Origin of the sequence: Halobacterium sp. CBA1126, assembly GCF_009741975.1 — an archaeon.
Taxonomy (GTDB): Archaea; Halobacteriota; Halobacteria; order Halobacteriales; family Halobacteriaceae; genus Halobacterium.
Window position 1 is genome coordinate 13,670 of sequence record NZ_WPCF01000029.1, and the last position, 14,718, is coordinate 28,387.

Sequence of the window (14,718 nt, forward strand, 5' to 3'; positions counted from 1 at the left end):
GCCGACCGCGTTCGCTCGTAACGTGGTCTCGCCCACGCTGCTCACGCATCGCTACGCTCCGCGTTCGCTCGTAACGTGGCCTCGCGTTGCTCGGCCACGCTCCCCTTGCCCGAAGCGCCAGTCGTAAATACGGGCCGTGGCAGGTCTACACATGGACGGCCGTGCAGCAGCGCCGGCCGCGGGCACCGTGTTGAACGCGCTCGCGACGGGCATCGGGTCGGCGTTCGCGCTCGACTTCGACGTGACGGCGGACGTGTCGCTGGACGCGACCGCCGACGGCGTCACGGGGAGCATCGCCGACCACCCGGAGGCGGACACCGCACTCGTGGAGCGCTGCGTGTCGCTGGTGACCGAGGAGTACGGCGACGGCGAGGGCGGCGCCGTCCACACGGACAGCGAGGTGCCGCTGGCGTCGGGTCTGAAGAGCTCCAGCGCCGCGGCGAACGCCACCGTGCTCGCGACGCTGGACGCGCTCGGGGAGGCCGACACCGTCGCCCGCGAGGACGCCGCGCGGCTCGGCGTCCGCGCCGCCCGCGAGGTCGGCGTGACGGTCACGGGCGCGTTCGACGACGCCTCCGCGAGCATGCTCGGCGGGCTGACGATGACGGACAACCGCGAGGACGAACTGCTCTTCCGCGAGGAGGTCGAGTGGGCGGCGCTCGTGTGGACGCCCCCGGAGCAGTCGTTCTCCGCGGACGCGGACGTCGAGCGCTGCCAGCGAATCGCCCCGATAGCCGACCACGTCGCGGACCTCGCGGCGGACGGGGCGTACGGCACCGCGATGACGGTCAACGGGCTGGCGTTCGCGGCGGCGCTCGGCCACCCCACGGAGCCGATCGTCGACGCCCTCCCGCACGCGACGGCGCGTCGCTGTCGGGCACCGGCCCGAGCTACGTCGCGGTCGGCGAGGAGGACGCACTACAGGAGGTGAAACCACTATGGGACGACAACCCCGGGACGGTCCGGCTGACGACGACGCGGCTGGACGGGGCCCGGACGACATGAGCCTAGAGGAACTGCGCGAGGAAATCGAATCTATCGACCGCGAGATCGTCGACCTCATCGCGCGGCGCACGTACGTCGCCGAGACCATCGCGGAGGTCAAAGACGAACGCGGGATGGCGACCACCGACGAGAGCCAGGAGCAGGCGGTGATGGACCGCGCCGGCGAGAACGCCGAGTCGTTCGGCCTCGAGCCGAACCTCGTGAAAGCGGTCTTCCGGCTGCTAATCGAACTGAACAAGGTCGAACAGCGCGAGAACAGATAGCCGAATTTGGGCATTTCAGGGAGTATACTTCGCCCCGACGAGAGAATTTCTCTTCCGGCAGTTGCTCTATCTTCCGGACTCGACGAGCAGCCGGAAGATTCGGTGTTAGTCTGCTGCTCGGGCCACGACCACCGTTTCAAGCAACCAGAATTCAGTATCGATGACCAGATCTCGCTAAGTACAGACAGACGACGATCTCAAAGACCGGATGGAGAACCACCCTGAAATCAACTGAAGTGAGGTCACTCGGCAGGCCACCCAAGAGAAAATCGAGGCGCTGGAAGTGATGGACGAACTCACCAGCGAGAGCGACGTGACAGAGATTGCGGATCGAATCAACAAGAGCGGACGCGAGCGCGTCGAAGACCAGTCGAACTAGCTCCTAGATGAAGCTGGTCATCGACGCCAACGTCGTCATCTCCGCGCTCATCGCTGGTTCGAAAACACGGGAACTCATCGTCGCGCTCGAATCCGGCGTGGAGTACACGTTCCTCGATATGACCTCCGACTCGAAAATCGGTCAGCGCACCGAAAGCATCGAAAACCCCCAGCCTGGAGCAAACCATTCGCTCTGGGTCACCTAGACAGAGACCCACTGAAAGGCTACTTAAGCCAGTTATTTCCAGTCGTTGACCGAGTCCTGAATCGTCTCAATCGGCGTGGCTGTAACAAACTCATCGGGTTCCGGGAACTCTTGGAACACCTCATCACTTCGGGAAATTGGCCCCTGCTCTTCGTCGATCGTTGTAGTACCACTGACGCACCCCACAACCTTCCCCTCCAGAGTCACCAACGGTGAACCACTATTTCCCTGATTCGTCGGTGCATCAGTCAACAACCAGTCGAACTTGTTCCGCTGGTAGGGGCCAAGACTAATAACCCAATCCCCGACGTTTGCCGGGTGTCCGACAATAACCATCGGGTCACCTTTCGAAAGGTTGCTGGAATCGCCACTCGATAACGAAGGAGTTCCCGAAATGTCCGTTCGAAGCAGCGCAATATCCGGAATCATATCCCTGTAGTACCCGACACGTTCTGCCGACCCGGTAGTACCGTCGAATGTCTCGATTTCGAATGTTTCGCTCTGCCGGGCGATATGGGAGTTTGTGAGGATATGCTCGTCATCGATCTGCCAGCCTGTTCCACCACCCCGTCCATCGTTAAAACTGACTTTGACGACGGATTTCTGGGTCTGCACACCAACCTCTTGAGCTTTCTCTCGAATCTCTTCGGAGAAGCGCGCCTCCGTCTGCTCGTGGTCGTGTGTCGGTGAGTCTTGTTCGGTAGTCGTTGTTGACTGTGTAGTTTGTTCTGCTGTCGTTTTTGGCTCGGTAGTCGTCGGGGATTCAGTTTCGTCCGTAGCAGTCGGCTGCGCAGACGTTGGCGTGTCTGTCATCTCAGAGCCGGAGTCAGTCACACATCCGGCAAGCGATGCTAGGCCAAGTACAGAACTTTGTTTCAATAGCTTCCGGCGAGAGAGCTTGTCTTCCACCCTATTGGCCAACAGACATAGTAATATAAACTAACCACATGTATTCTGTCCGTACATCGAGGACGCTGAAGCAGCAATCGGTGCGACCAATCCTGACGACGTGCTATACGTTGCGTGTGCCCTGGCTACCGATGCCGGTATCTGGAGCCACGATTCCGATTTCGACGAACAGGAAGTCGTCGAGACGTACTCGACGAGCGACGTGATCGACTCGTTCGACACACGCTAGCCGACCGAGACTGGCGACGACGGGAATTCTTTTAAATGTGGCCTCGGGTAGGGCGTTCTCAGCCACGTATTCGCCGGAGTAGAAACGCAATCGAGGTTTGATTTCACCGGCTCGCAGTATGGATTTCAGCTACTTGAACAAGGTCGAACTGCGCGAGAATCAGTAGCTGACAGCCGCTCTCCGCCCGAATCCGCCACGAACTGTTCGACGCCGATTAGTCCGCCGCAGTGCTCGACACCGGTGCCGGTTCGACGGTCTCGCGTTCGCCGCGAATCGGCGCCCACTCCAGGTCGCCCTGGTAGTGGAGCGCGGCGTGGTCCTGTTCGGGGTCGACGACCGTCAGCTGAATCCAGCCGTTGTCGAGCAGTTGGGTGAGCTGGTCGTGGCTCCCGAGGACGTCGTTCACGCGGTCGACGGGCGCGTGAATCACTGCAGACAGGCGCAGCGGCTGGTGGTGCGGGGTGTCGGCGTCGGCGTACAGCGACTGGAGCGGCAGCCCGGTCATCAGGTCGCCGCCGTTGCCCTGGTAGACGCCGACGTTGCCGACGGGGTTCTGGGTGACCTTCGACCCGCTGCCGTAGACGGCGTTGTCGACGGTGGCGAAGTAGTACTGGTTGTTGATCCACTGGGTGACCACGAGCGGGCCGGTCATGATGGCTTCCAGCGCGTCGCCGTCCGCGTCGGTGCGCCAGTCGTAGGAGTGGAGGAACGTGCGGCCGTCGAGGTCCTCGTCGGCGGTCAGCTCGCGCGGTCCGACGACGAACGAGGCGTTGCCGGCGAGCCCCCACTCGGGGCGGGTCTCCGCCCAGTCGGCGGCGCGGCGTTCGGTCTCGCGGACCCCCTCGGCGTCGGTCGCCTCGGTGCGTTCGGCGGCCGCGCGGGTCTGGGCGCGTTCGAGGTCGTCGCGGAGCTGTTCGAGGTCGGACTGGTGGCTCGCGGGCACGTCGCCGTCGTAGAGCGTCACTTCGTCGGTCGTCGTGTTGTGCTCGGCCGCGAGGAACACGGTGTCCTCCGGGACGTCGAACCCGCGGTCGCGGAGTTCGGCCTGCACGTCCGGGTCGTTGCAGATGGCCGCGAGGACGCGGGCGTTCGGGCCGCCGGGGTTGCCGGCGCAGGCGCCGCAGTCCAGACTCGAGTCGAAGGGGTTGTTCGTCGTCTCGCTGGCGTGGCCGGTGAAGACGACCAGCCGGGCGAACTCCTCCCAGCCCATCAGCTCGAAGGCGGACGCCGCGTACTCGACCTGTTCGTCGAGGCGCAGCCCCGAGGGGAGGTCCCCGTCGGCGTCCGGCTCGTGGTCGACGGTCGGCTCGCAGAACTCGTGGTCGTCTGGCGCGTAGTCGGCGTCGTGGACCACGTCGTAGACGCGCCCCGGGAGCAGCGTGCGCGCGGCGAGCGCGGCGCCGTACCACGCCCGGCGTTCTCGACGAAGCTGAACGCCGTCGCCGCGTTCGATTTGAGGTCCTTGAGGGTCTGCTTGCCCGCGGTCAGGGCGTTCCGCCAGCGATCGAAGCGCTCGCGGTCCGCCGCGTCGGCCGCGGGGCGGTCTTCGACGCGGTGCTGGGCGTCGACGACCGGCGGGCAGGCGTCGACCGCCGTCTCCCCGTCGTAGGACTGGTAGCGCATCGGCACGCCGAAGAAGCCCGCGTAGCCGTACGTCTCGTAGTCGCCGACCGCTTCGACGTGGCGGCGGATGATCTCCGAGCGCGTGTCGATGCAGAACACGAGCTGCGCCTCCGGGCGGTCCCCGGTAGCTCTCTCCTCGGGCTCGGAGACGGCGTCCAGCAGGCGATCGCGGTGGCTCTTCTCCCACGCGGTCAGCCAGACCTCAGGGAGCGGCACCGCGTCGTCGGCCGGCTCGGTCGGTTCGGCCGGTTCGAGCGGCGCGTCGTGGGCGTCCGCGAGCAGCAGGCGGACCGCGAGGTAGTCGGTCAGCGAAATCGGGTACTCGGACTGCCACGCGTCGGCGTCGTCGCCGGCGCGCTGCTTCACGAAGCCCGTCCAGCCGGGGAGCGCGGCGAGCTGCGCCTCGAATATCGGCTCCCACTCGCCCTGCGGGTAGTCCGAGAGAGCCGCCTCGATGGCGTCGGTCGGGGTCTCCGGGACGTCGGCCGGGCTGTTCAGGCCGGGCACCTCGTCGTCGTAGGGCGCGACCTCGCGCCACGCCGCGTAGAACCCCTGCTCGCGGTCGGGCATCGGCCACTCCGCGTTCCCGTGGTCGAGGAACGCGGCGAGCCACTTCGAGAGCACGCGGTCGACTGCCTCGGTCGCCGGGTCGCGCTCCTCGCCGTCCGAGTCCTCGCGGGCTTCGAGTTCGTCCAGCAGCGCCTCGGGCTCGCGGTCGTAGCCGCGGGCGGCCAGTTCGTCGGCCAGCACCTCCGGGTCGATCTGCCCGCGCTCCCACGCGGCGCGGAAAACCGACGCGTGGGGGTAGCCGCGCCCGCCGAACAGCTGCTCGGCGTCCGCGACCGCGCGGTGGAACGGCCGGTCTTCGAACCCCGAGAGGGGGTTGGCCGTGACGAACGAGTGCAGCGGCCAGACGGAGCCGACGTTCTCGGCCGCGCGTTCGATGCTGTCGTCGAGGTAGTGGGTTTCCTCAGGCGTCATCGTAGTCCTCCTTCGCGGTCAGCACGGTCTCCGGGGCGGGCTGCGAGAGGTTCAGCAGCGCGACGTAGAGGCGCTTGCTGGAGCGGTGCCAGCCGAGCTCCACGGCGAGGTAGGCGCCGGCGAACAGCGCGGCGACGGCGACGTGGACCGCCGTCAGCTCCGTGGGCGCGGTGGTCGCGGGCACGCCCGCCAGCAGCGCCGAGAAGGCGTTGTAGAGGAATCCGTAGACGGCGACGGGCACGACGACGAGCAGCGGGAGCACGGCGAGTTCGAGCCGCGAGGGTAGCTGCGAGCGGTCGAGCACGTTGCGTGCCGCGTGCAGCACGGTCAGGATCACCACGAAGGCGAGGAACAGTCCGGAGTCCAGTTCCGCGCCCTTGCCGGTGATGGCGACGAAGAGCGCGCCGCCGGCGAGTGCCGCGGCGAGGCCGACGGCGAGTTCGAACGCGCCCGAGTCGCCGCCAGCGCTCTTCTCTGGGGCGGTCTGCTCGACTGTGGCGCCCGAGGAGAGGAACAGGTACGCCTTGTAGAAGCCGTGCAGGACGAGGTGGGTGACGGCAGCCGCGAAGAACCCGAGCCCGCACTGGAGAATCATGAAGCCCATCTGGGCGACCGTGGACGCGCCGAGTTCGCGTTTGACGTCGGTCTGCACGAGCAACAGCGCCTGCCCGAGCAGCGCGGACGCCGCGCCGACGACGACCAGCAGCGACATCGCGGCCGTCGCATCCGCGAACACCGGCGCGAAGCGGGCGAGCAGGATGCCGCCGGCGTTGACGAACCCGGCGTGCATCAGCGCGGACGCGGGGGTGGGAGCGGTCATCGAGGACAGCAGCCAGTTGTGGAACGGGAACAGCGCGGACTGGACCATCGCCGCGAGGAACAGGCCGCCGACGGCGAGCCACGTGACCCCCGACGGGCTGCCGACCTGTGCGACGATGCCGGCGATGGAGGTCGTGCCGGTCGTCCACGCGAGGACCGCGAGCGCGCCGGCGAGGAGGGCGCTGCCCGCGACGAAGTAGCGGCGGGCGAGCGCGCCGGCGGCCTGCGCCTGCTCCCAGCCGCGGACGTGGCCGATGAGCGAGGCCATCGCCAGCCCCATGGCGAGCCACGCGGCGGCGAACAGCGCGACGTGGTCGGCGGCGGCCGCGACGCCGACCGCGAGCGTGAACGCGAAACGTCCGCGCGAAGAACTGGTCGACGCGGGCGTCCCCGGCCATGTAGCGGCGGGAGAACGAGTGGACGACGCCGCTGAAGAACGTGACGACCGTCCACACGACGACCGTGAGCCCGTCGACGACGAGGTAGCCGGCCAGCGACCACTCGGCGCCGGTGCGGACCGAGAGCGCGACCGCGGCCAGACTGAGCACGAACAGCGCCCAGACCGCCCACGTCGCGGCTCGCCCCACCGCCGAGCGCGACGCGGCGGTTTCCGGGAGTTGTACCGGGTCGTCGGAGCGTGGGTGGTCAGTCATCGTTCGTGGGTTCGCCACCGGTCGGCGCCGCGCGCGGCCGTCGAGGCCGGTCGCGGCAACCGAGGTGACGTTCTCTACTCGATTACACGAACGTACTGGTTATTATAGGCTTTGGTCTTACCAAAACGTTCCAATTAGCGAAACCCAAGAACAGAATGGTAAATCATGAAGGATTCGGTCGTGGGCGAACGCGGCCGAACTGACGGCACACCGCGCCGCTACTCGCCGTTCGCGTCGGACTCGGAGGAGAAGTCGTCGAACGGCGTGGTCTCGTGGCTGCGGACGAGCACCTCGTCGGCGACGGTCAGTCCCATCTCGAGGAGCTCCTGCGCGACCGGCGTGATGTCGTCGTCGGTCTCGCCGACCGCCGTCACGAGCAGGTTCTTCTCGCCCGTGACCAGCTCCTGCACCGAGATGACGCCCGGGATGTCGAGGATGTCCTCGATGAGTTCGCCGCGGTCGGGAATCGGCGCCGTGCAGAACAACAGCATCCGCAGCGGGTAGCCGGACGTCTGGTAGTCGACGTCCGCGCTGTACCCCTTGATGACGCTCTCGGACTCCAGGCGCTGGATGCGCTTGCGAACGGTGCTCGAGGAGGCGTCCGTGCGCTCGGCGATCTCCGAGGACGAGAGGTTCCGCGCGTCGTCCTGCAGGGCGTACAGTATCTCGCGGTCGACGTCGTCGAGCTCGTAGTCGGCCATACTGTGGGAGTAGCGCGCGGGAACACAAGGGGTTTCGGCTGGCGCGGAGCCGCCAGTGCCGTTATGCCGCCGGCCGGAGTACGCCGTCGTAGATGAATCGGCGAGACGTGCTGCGGGCTGGTGCAGCGGCGGGCGTCGCGGGCCTCGCCGGCTGCGTCGTGCCGGGCGACGACGAGGAGGCGGCGTTCACGGAGAGCTTCGAGGACGGGCTCGGCGGCTGGGAGACCGGCGCGGCCATCGGGCCGGAGGTCGACCTCGCGGAGTTCGACTGGGCGGTCGACGTCTCGGACGCCGAGGCGGCGGCCGGCGACCGGTCGCTGCGCGTCTGGAACGAGGGGAGCTACGACGACGGCGTGACGTGGGCCGTCCACCCGGTGTCCGTCGAGCCCGGCGAGGCCTACGAGATCGAGGTCGAGGGGCAGTTCTGGAGCGAGTCGGAGTCGTTCAACACGATCCGGCACGCCCTGATGCGCCTCGGCCCGGAGCCGCCCGAGGTCGAGGAGGACTTCCCGCAGCCGGGCGTCAACACGTCGGAGGTCGGGGAGACGCCGTACGGCGGGCTCCGGGAGCCGCTGTGGCTCGCGGACGGCTGGCACGACTACGAGTTCGAGTGGACGACCCCGGAGCTGTCCACGGACACGCTCTACCTGGCGGTCGGGACGGCCGTCATCTGGGAGGCCGACGCCACCCACTACGTGGACGACCTCTCCGTGACGGTGGACGGAGACTGAGCCGGCGGTCTACGGCTTGTGCGTGAAGATGACGGCGCGGCCGTCGTCGACGCCGACGCAGAGGTCGAGCTGCCGCGAGAGGTTCAGGCTCGTGGGGTTGTCCTTGCAGACGACGAGGTCGTCGAAGGGGTCGCCGCAGGCGGGACACGACACGGAGACGGTGTTCTGGTAGGACTTGAGCGCGCTGTTCTCCTCGCGGGGCGTCAGCGACGAGACGAGCTCGTCGAAGTCGACGTCGTCCATACCGAGTGACTCGTTCACATCACTATAAATGCTGGCGGGGGGCGCGGCCGCGGGGCGGCGCGCGGCCTCAGAGGTACCGCGACATGCGGTGGGCGGCGCCCATCGGGTTCACCGTGGAGAAGCCGGCGCGCTGGTAGAGCCGCTGGGCGCCGCGCTTCCACGACTCGACGGAGAGCCAGACGTACTCGACGCCCTCCTGGCGGGCGTGTTCGAGGCCGGCCGCGAGGAGGTGCGTGCCGACGCCCGCGCGCTGGTAGTCCTGGTGGACGAAGATGGCGAGCTCGTGGCGGCCGGTGCCGTCCGGGACGAACATCACGTGCCCGACGACGTCGCCGTCCACGAGCGCGACGACGTTCGGCCCGTCGAGGACGTCGTCGAGCCAGTCCCGAATCGCGTCCTCGCCGAGCGGCGGCGTCCCCTGCGCGCGCTGGGCGGGGTCGAAGTCGTCGTACATCGCCACCAGCGACTCGAAATCGTCATCCTCGGCGGCGCGGACGCGGACCTCGCGGTCCTCGCGTCCGTGAACGTCAACGGCGGCGGCGTGAGCGAGATGCGCTCGGGGCGGAGCCGGGCGACGAGCCGGCGGGCCAGCCCCGCGACTCGCTGGACGACCCCCTCGGGCGGCGACGACATCGAGCGTGGTATTCCCACCCACGGCACAAATAGCTGGCTGCGAGGACGACTCAGCCAGAGTCGTCGTACGTCTCCGCGAGGGCGTCCAGCGCCTCGTGGTGTTCGGTCGTGTGGGGCGCGGTGAGCGGCGAGACGGAGACGTGGCCGTCGACGACCGCGCGGCGGTCCGTCCCCGGCGGGTCGGGGATGTCGCCCTCGTCCATGCGGTCCCACATCCGGTCGTGGAGCGTGATGGTGCCGCCGTCCCGAGCGGCGGTCATGTCGTAGCCGTGGGAGGGCCGCGTCACGACCATCTCGCCGGTCGCGTCCGCGCCCGGGTGGGGCGCGTTCACGTTCAAGTAGTCCGCGTGCTCGAAGACGCCCGCGTCGACGGCGTGCTCGACGAGGTAGGTGGTCGCGTCGACGGCGGTCGCGTAGTCCGCCGGCTCCGTCGCTCGCCGAAGTCCGCCTCGGTGAGGAACAGCGACGACGCGACCGCGGGCACGCCGAAGAACGCGGCCTCGACGGCGGCGCTGACAGTGCCCGAGCGCCCGAGCACGTACATCCCGAGGTTCGCGCCCTCGTTGACGCCCGCGACGACCACGTCCGGGTACGGACCGAGCGCCTCCAGCCCCGCGACCACGCAGTCGGTGGGCGTGCCGTCGATGGCGTAGCCGAGTTCGTGCTCCTCGACGGCGACCTCCCGGGACATCGCGCGGCCGGTCGAGCTCTGGTCCGTGGCCGGCGCGACCACCGTCACGTTCCCCACGTCGTCGAGTCCCTCGGCGAGCGCGCGAATCCCCGGCGCGTCGATGCCGTCGTCGTTCGTGACGAGAATCTCGGGCTCGTCGGTCATCCCCGTACGGCCCCCGGCGCGGCTGTCATTACGCGGGGAGTCACTCCGCCGGGGAAAAAGCGTGTCGGCGCCCTCAGAAGACGACGCGTTCGACGACCCGACGCAGGAACCCGGGGCGCCGCGAGTCCCGGGGGTAGACCGTGATTTCCGTGCAGTCCGTGGCCGTCGGCGAGTGCCGGCCGCGGCCGCCGTGGATGCGCGTCTGGACGCCCGTCCGAATCAGGACGTCCGGGTCGAGGGCGTCGCCGTCCGCGCGGGGGTCGTGCGTGTGGACGGGCACGGAGAGCATCGCCGCGAGTTCGTCCTGGTAGGACTGGATCGTCTGCTGGCGCTTGTCGGGCTGGCCGTCGAGCTGGAACCAGAGGGTGACGTGGCCGCCGGTGTGGCTCGCGATGGCGTCAGCCACCGCGACCGCCGCCGGGTCGAACGGGCCGCCGTCGCCCTCCAGGACGACGTTCTGTGGCGCGTCGTAGCCGCGGTTCTCCACGAGCAGGACGTCGCAGCCGGCGTGGCGGACGACCCAGTCGATGGGGTCGCCGAGCAGCCGCGACCGCAGCCGGAGGCGCTCGTGTTCGGCGACGATGGCCTCGACGCCGCGGTGGTCGGCGTAGTTCACGATGGCGTGTTTGGTGTCGTGGCTGACGATTTCGCCGTACTCGACGGGGACGTCGAACTCGTCGGCGAGCGCGCTGGTCTGCTGTTCGAACCGGACGTCGCCGGGCGACTGGACCTCCGCGGCGTGCTCGAGCGGCGCCTGGTCGGGGACCTCGTCGAAGCGCACGACGACGACGCGGCCGTCGCGGCCGCGGACCACGTCGGCTGCCATCGACAGGAGCGCGCGCTCGCGGTCGGCGTCGGCGTCCCGCGTGAGCGCGACGAGCACCTCGGGCGCGTCCACGAAGTCCTCGTCGACGAACGCCTCGGTCTCGTCGAGGACGTCGCGGCCGAGCCGCTGCCGGATGACGTCCGTCGCGGCGCCCTCGCGGCGGACCCGCGAGCGCGCGTAGACGAAGTACCACGCGACGCTCCCGACGGTGATGCCGAGCGCGCCGACCAGCGCCACCAGCCCCATCTGCGTGAGCAGGACGACGCCGCTGACGACGCCGAACGCCTGCATCCACGGGTACAGCGGCGACTCGAACTCGGGGTCGTAGCCGTCCGTCGACCCCTCGCGGAACGCGACCAGCGCGAGGTTCACGAGCACGAAGACGAGAATCTGGAACGCGCTCGCGAGCTTCGCGATCTCGAGGATGGGGACGAACGCGATGAGCACGAGCACGACCGCGCCGGTGAGCGTGATGGCGGTCGTCGGCGTGCCGAAGCGCTCGTGGACCTCCGCGAACGTCGGCGGCGCGAGCTGGTCGCGGCTCATCGCGAACGGGTACCGGGACGACGAGAGGATGCCGGCGTTGGCGGTGGAGACGAGCGCGAGCAGCGCCGCGCCGATGACCGCGTAGACGCCCCACTGGCCGAGCGTGACCTCGGCGGCGACCGCCATCGGGGTCTCGGAGCCGGCGACGCTACCGGCTTCCGTGACGCCGACCATCACGGCGACGATGCCGACGTACAGCAGGGTCGTGAACGCCAGCGACCCGAGGATGCCGATGGGGATGTTCTTTCCGGGGTCCTCGACCTCCTCGGCGACGCTGGCGACCTTCGTGACGCCCGCGTAGGAGACGAACACGAGGCCGGTCGCGGCGAGCAGCCCCTCGACGCCGCCCGCGAAGAAGTCCTGGTAGTTCGCGGGCCGGGTCTTCGTCGCGCTGCCGGCGACGAACCACCCGAGCGCGGCGAGCATCACGGAGACGATGACGACCTGCAGGCGGCCGGTCTGCTTCGCGCCGAGGAGGTTCACGAGGATGAGGAAGACTGCGAGCGCGAGCGCGACGGGCTTGACGGGGAGGTCGAACAGCAACACGAGGTAGGGGACGCCGCCGACGAGCGCGAGCGCGCTCTTGAACGACAGCGAGAACCACGTGCCGACGCCCGCGATGGTGCCGAGGACGGGGCCCATGCCGCGCTCGATGTAGAGGTACGTGCCGCCGGCTTCGGGCATCGCGGTCGCCATCTCGGACTTCGAGAGGGCGGCGGGGACGACGCAGACGCCCGCCAGCAGGTACGCGAGTATCACTGCGGGGCCGGCGATGCCGAGCGCGAGCGCCGGGAGGATGAAGATGCCGCTGCCGATCATGGCGCCGACGCTGATGGCGAAGACGGCGCCGAGGCCGAGGTCTCGTTCGAGCGTTTTCATGGCGTGTGTTGGTCCGGGCCCGTCGGCGGGCCCACCTGTCGCTTCGCGGGTCGCTCTCACCTACGACTCCCGGACGGAACCGCATAAACTAACCGGAGTTTCTGCGAGGTCGTCAGAATACGCGAGTTTCAGTTACGATTCGTCCTCGAACCCGGTGTCGAACCCCTCGTACGGGCCGGCGTGGACGCTCCGGATGAGGTCCTCGTCGACGACCTCCAGCCCGAGGTCGTCGAGGTCCCGGCCGATGCGGCTCAGGTCGTCGCTGTCGGTCCCCACGGCGGAGACGTGGACGTTCTCCGCGCCGGTCATGACCTCCTCGACGCGCACGACGCCCGGGACGCCGAGCGCGGCCTCGGCCAGCTCCTCGCGGCGCGGCACGGGCGCCGTGCAGACGATGAGCGTGTACAGCTGGTAGCCCGCCCGCTCGTAGTCGACGTCGCCGTGGTAGCCGCGCAGAATGCCGCGCTCCTCGAGGCGGTTGATGCGGTTGCGGACCGTGCTCGCGGAGACCCCAGCGCTGTCGGCGATGTCCTGCGAGGACGTGCCGCGGGCGTCCCGCTGGAGCGCGTACAGTATCTGCTTGTCGAGGTCGTCGAGCCCTTCGAGTGTCATGGGTCGTCCTCGCGGGCGGACCCGCATAAAATACGCCCTCCCGTAGCCGGTCGTCCGCCGCGCTACGCGGCGTCGACGACCGTCTCCTCGTCGACGACGAGGTTGTACGCGCCCTCGTCGTCGTTCCACAGCACGAGCGCCGACTCCACGGACAGCAGGTCGCCGTAGTCCGCGCGCCGGAGGTCGCGGTTGAGGCTCGTCGGCCGCACGAGCACCGCGTAGCAGTCCTCGTCCTCGCTGCCGTCGCTGACCTTGAACAGCGGGTTGGCGCCCTCGTCGGCGAGGTTCCGGGAGAGCTTCGCGAGCACCGCGTCCACGCGGTCGGTCACGCGGTCGTCGGCGTCCGCGAGCTTCAGCAGCCGGTCGGCGGACAGCGAGACGTCGTGCTGGCGGACGCCGTCCGTCCGCAGCAGCGAGTACGAGAACCGGACCTCGGTGTGCGTGAACTCCGAGGGGCGCTGGCTGGCGCCCGCGAGCCGCTCCTGGAAGCTCGGCTGCTCGACGGCCGGCCGCTCGTCGAACGTCCACCCGCGGTCGGTCGGCCGCTCGCCCGGCCACAGCCGCGGCGTCGGGCCGTAAACGGTCGCACCCCGGGATTCGAGGTCGCGTTCGACCTCGCGGAGGTGCGTGCTGGTGTGCTTGTCCGCGGGCGCGAGCCCGAGGAACGACCCCTCGCCAGCGAGCGCGTCGACGTACGTCTGCGCGGTCTCCACGGGCTCCGCGAGCTCGCTGAGCACGCTGCACGCGAGCACGAGGTCGTACTCGCCGTCGGGGTCGAACGCCTCCGCGGTCTCGCGGTGAATCGTCGGGTGGACGTTCCGCCCGGTCTCCGCGAGCAGTTCCTCGAGGACGTCCGCGGCGTCGCTCGGCTCGACGGCGTGGTACTCCACGAGCGCGTCCTCCGGGAGGAAGTCGAAGAGGCCGAGCGCGGGACCGCCGACGCCCGCGCCCACGTCCAGCACCCGCAGGTCGTCGGTGAGCAGGCCGCCCTCGGCGAGGTCCGCGAGCGCGTACTGGACCGCGGCGTAGTACGACGCGAGGTGGTAGACCGCGTACCCGAGCGCGACGTCGTAGTCGTACTCGACGGCGTGCTGGCGGTAGTAGTCCTCCTTGAACCGCCGAATCGTCTCCCGGAGGCTGGCGCCGGAGTCGCCGCGGTGCCAGTCCGGGCCCCAGCGCTCGACCAGCAGGTCCTCGACGACGCGCTCGTACTCCCGCGGGAGCGCGTCCACGCCATCGAAGACCGGGTGGACGGGGTCGCCGCTCGCGGGCACGAACGTGCCGTCCGCTCGCTCCACGAGGCCGAGGTCCGCAGCGTGCTCGCGCAGCACCTGCCGGACGACCGCCTCGTGGGGCTGGTCGGCGACGTACTCCCGGAGCTCGTCCGGGTCCAGCGGCCGCACGCCCCGGAGGTACTTCGCCGAGTCGAGGACCGCCTCCCTATCGACCGGCATCCTCGTACACCTCCTCGAAGGCGTCGCGGTCCGCGTCCGCGAGCCGCTCCGCCGCCGCGGCGACGTCCGCGGCGCCGTCGAAGGCGTCCTGGATGTCCGCGTACACGCGGGCGTTCCCGCCGGTCACGCGGTCCGCGAGCGCCGCGAGGTCCTCGTAGACCGGCGTCGCCAGCTCCTCGGGCACGTCGTCGGC

General features: G+C 69.0%; 9 protein-coding genes and 7 pseudogenes. 5 read left to right on the forward strand and 11 right to left on the reverse strand.

Annotation, left to right across the window (positions count from 1 at the left end):
* The first annotated feature begins 151 nt into the window (after positions 1-151).
* From GJ634_RS06015 to GJ634_RS16915, 3 genes and pseudogenes are all read left to right on the forward strand, one after another.
* Positions 152-1,005, forward strand: a pseudogene (locus GJ634_RS06015) (shikimate kinase).
* Positions 939-1,268 (forward strand): chorismate mutase, encoded by a 330-nt coding sequence (locus GJ634_RS06020; RefSeq protein WP_157501159.1) that lies wholly within the window; start codon positions 939-941, stop codon positions 1,266-1,268. Before GJ634_RS06015 ends, GJ634_RS06020 begins: the two are co-directional and overlap by 67 nt.
* Before the next feature lie 386 nt (positions 1,269-1,654).
* Positions 1,655-1,738 (forward strand): annotated as a pseudogene (locus GJ634_RS16915) (DNA-binding protein); the annotation flags it as partial.
* A 146-nt stretch (positions 1,739-1,884) separates the two neighbouring features.
* On the opposite strand, the gene GJ634_RS06030 reads toward GJ634_RS16915, so the two are convergent.
* Positions 1,885-2,760 carry a serine protease gene (locus GJ634_RS06030; protein WP_157501162.1) on the reverse strand — a complete coding sequence of 292 codons (876 nt, stop codon included), beginning with the start codon at positions 2,758-2,760 and terminating at the stop codon, positions 1,885-1,887.
* A 43-nt stretch (positions 2,761-2,803) separates the two neighbouring features.
* Here GJ634_RS06030 and GJ634_RS06035 point away from each other — a divergent pair.
* A pseudogene (locus GJ634_RS06035) lies at positions 2,804-2,989 on the forward strand (PIN domain-containing protein); the annotation flags it as partial.
* Between the two features lie 214 nt (positions 2,990-3,203).
* On the opposite strand, the pseudogene GJ634_RS16920 reads toward GJ634_RS06035, so the two are convergent.
* From GJ634_RS16920 to GJ634_RS06050, 3 genes and pseudogenes are all read right to left on the reverse strand, one after another.
* Positions 3,204-5,518, reverse strand: a pseudogene (locus tag GJ634_RS16920) (DUF2309 domain-containing protein).
* 64 nt (positions 5,519-5,582) lie between these two features.
* Positions 5,583-7,065, reverse strand: a pseudogene (locus GJ634_RS06045) (proton-conducting transporter membrane subunit).
* A 218-nt stretch (positions 7,066-7,283) separates the two neighbouring features.
* Complete coding sequence (locus tag GJ634_RS06050; RefSeq protein WP_157501165.1) at positions 7,284-7,766, reverse strand: Lrp/AsnC family transcriptional regulator; 483 nt, start codon at positions 7,764-7,766, stop codon at positions 7,284-7,286.
* A gap of 92 nt (positions 7,767-7,858) precedes the next feature.
* On the opposite strand from GJ634_RS06050, the gene GJ634_RS06055 reads away from it, so the two are divergent.
* Complete coding sequence (locus tag GJ634_RS06055) at positions 7,859-8,497, forward strand: hypothetical protein (protein WP_157501168.1); 639 nt, start codon at positions 7,859-7,861, stop codon at positions 8,495-8,497.
* 9 nt (positions 8,498-8,506) lie between these two features.
* Here GJ634_RS06055 and GJ634_RS06060 read toward each other — a convergent pair whose 3' ends face one another.
* From GJ634_RS06060 to GJ634_RS06090, 7 genes and pseudogenes are all read right to left on the reverse strand, one after another.
* Positions 8,507-8,740 (reverse strand): hypothetical protein, encoded by a 234-nt coding sequence (locus GJ634_RS06060; protein WP_157501171.1) that lies wholly within the window; start codon positions 8,738-8,740, stop codon positions 8,507-8,509.
* Positions 8,741-8,807: 67 nt separating this feature from the next.
* Complete coding sequence (locus GJ634_RS06065; protein WP_331714017.1) at positions 8,808-9,395, reverse strand: GNAT family N-acetyltransferase; 588 nt, start codon at positions 9,393-9,395, stop codon at positions 8,808-8,810.
* Between the two features lie 28 nt (positions 9,396-9,423).
* Positions 9,424-10,208: pseudogene (surE, locus tag GJ634_RS06070) on the reverse strand (5'/3'-nucleotidase SurE).
* Positions 10,209-10,281: 73 nt separating this feature from the next.
* Entirely contained in the window at positions 10,282-12,459 is a 2,178-nt protein-coding gene (locus GJ634_RS06075) for an amino acid permease (protein ID WP_157501174.1), read from the reverse strand.
* 132 nt (positions 12,460-12,591) lie between these two features.
* Positions 12,592-13,071: an Lrp/AsnC family transcriptional regulator gene (locus GJ634_RS06080; RefSeq protein ID WP_157501177.1), complete on the reverse strand. Its 480-nt coding sequence runs from the start codon at positions 13,069-13,071 to the stop codon at positions 12,592-12,594.
* Positions 13,072-13,133: 62 nt separating this feature from the next.
* Positions 13,134-14,525, reverse strand: a complete 1,392-nt coding sequence (locus GJ634_RS06085) for a small ribosomal subunit Rsm22 family protein (RefSeq protein ID WP_157501180.1) — start codon at positions 14,523-14,525, stop codon at positions 13,134-13,136.
* Positions 14,512-14,718, reverse strand: a pseudogene (locus GJ634_RS06090) (prephenate dehydrogenase); the annotation flags it as partial. The gene GJ634_RS06085 and the pseudogene GJ634_RS06090, both read right to left, overlap by 14 nt.

What these genes read in the sequence shown, in the direction of transcription:
- GJ634_RS06050 (WP_157501165.1), bottom strand. Translation starts at nt 7,766, where the DNA reads ATGGCCGACTACGAGCTCGACGACGTCGACCGCGAGATACTGTACGCC.
- GJ634_RS06055 (WP_157501168.1), top strand. Translation starts at nt 7,859, where the DNA reads ATGAATCGGCGAGACGTGCTGCGGGCTGGTGCAGCGGCGGGCGTCGCG.
- GJ634_RS06060 (WP_157501171.1), bottom strand. Translation starts at nt 8,740, where the DNA reads ATGGACGACGTCGACTTCGACGAGCTCGTCTCGTCGCTGACGCCCCGC.
- GJ634_RS06085 (WP_157501180.1), bottom strand. Translation starts at nt 14,525, where the DNA reads ATGCCGGTCGATAGGGAGGCGGTCCTCGACTCGGCGAAGTACCTCCGG.
- GJ634_RS06020 (WP_157501159.1), top strand. Translation starts at nt 939, where the DNA reads ATGGGACGACAACCCCGGGACGGTCCGGCTGACGACGACGCGGCTGGA.
- GJ634_RS06080 (WP_157501177.1), bottom strand. Translation starts at nt 13,071, where the DNA reads ATGACACTCGAAGGGCTCGACGACCTCGACAAGCAGATACTGTACGCG.
- GJ634_RS06075 (WP_157501174.1), bottom strand. Translation starts at nt 12,459, where the DNA reads ATGAAAACGCTCGAACGAGACCTCGGCCTCGGCGCCGTCTTCGCCATC.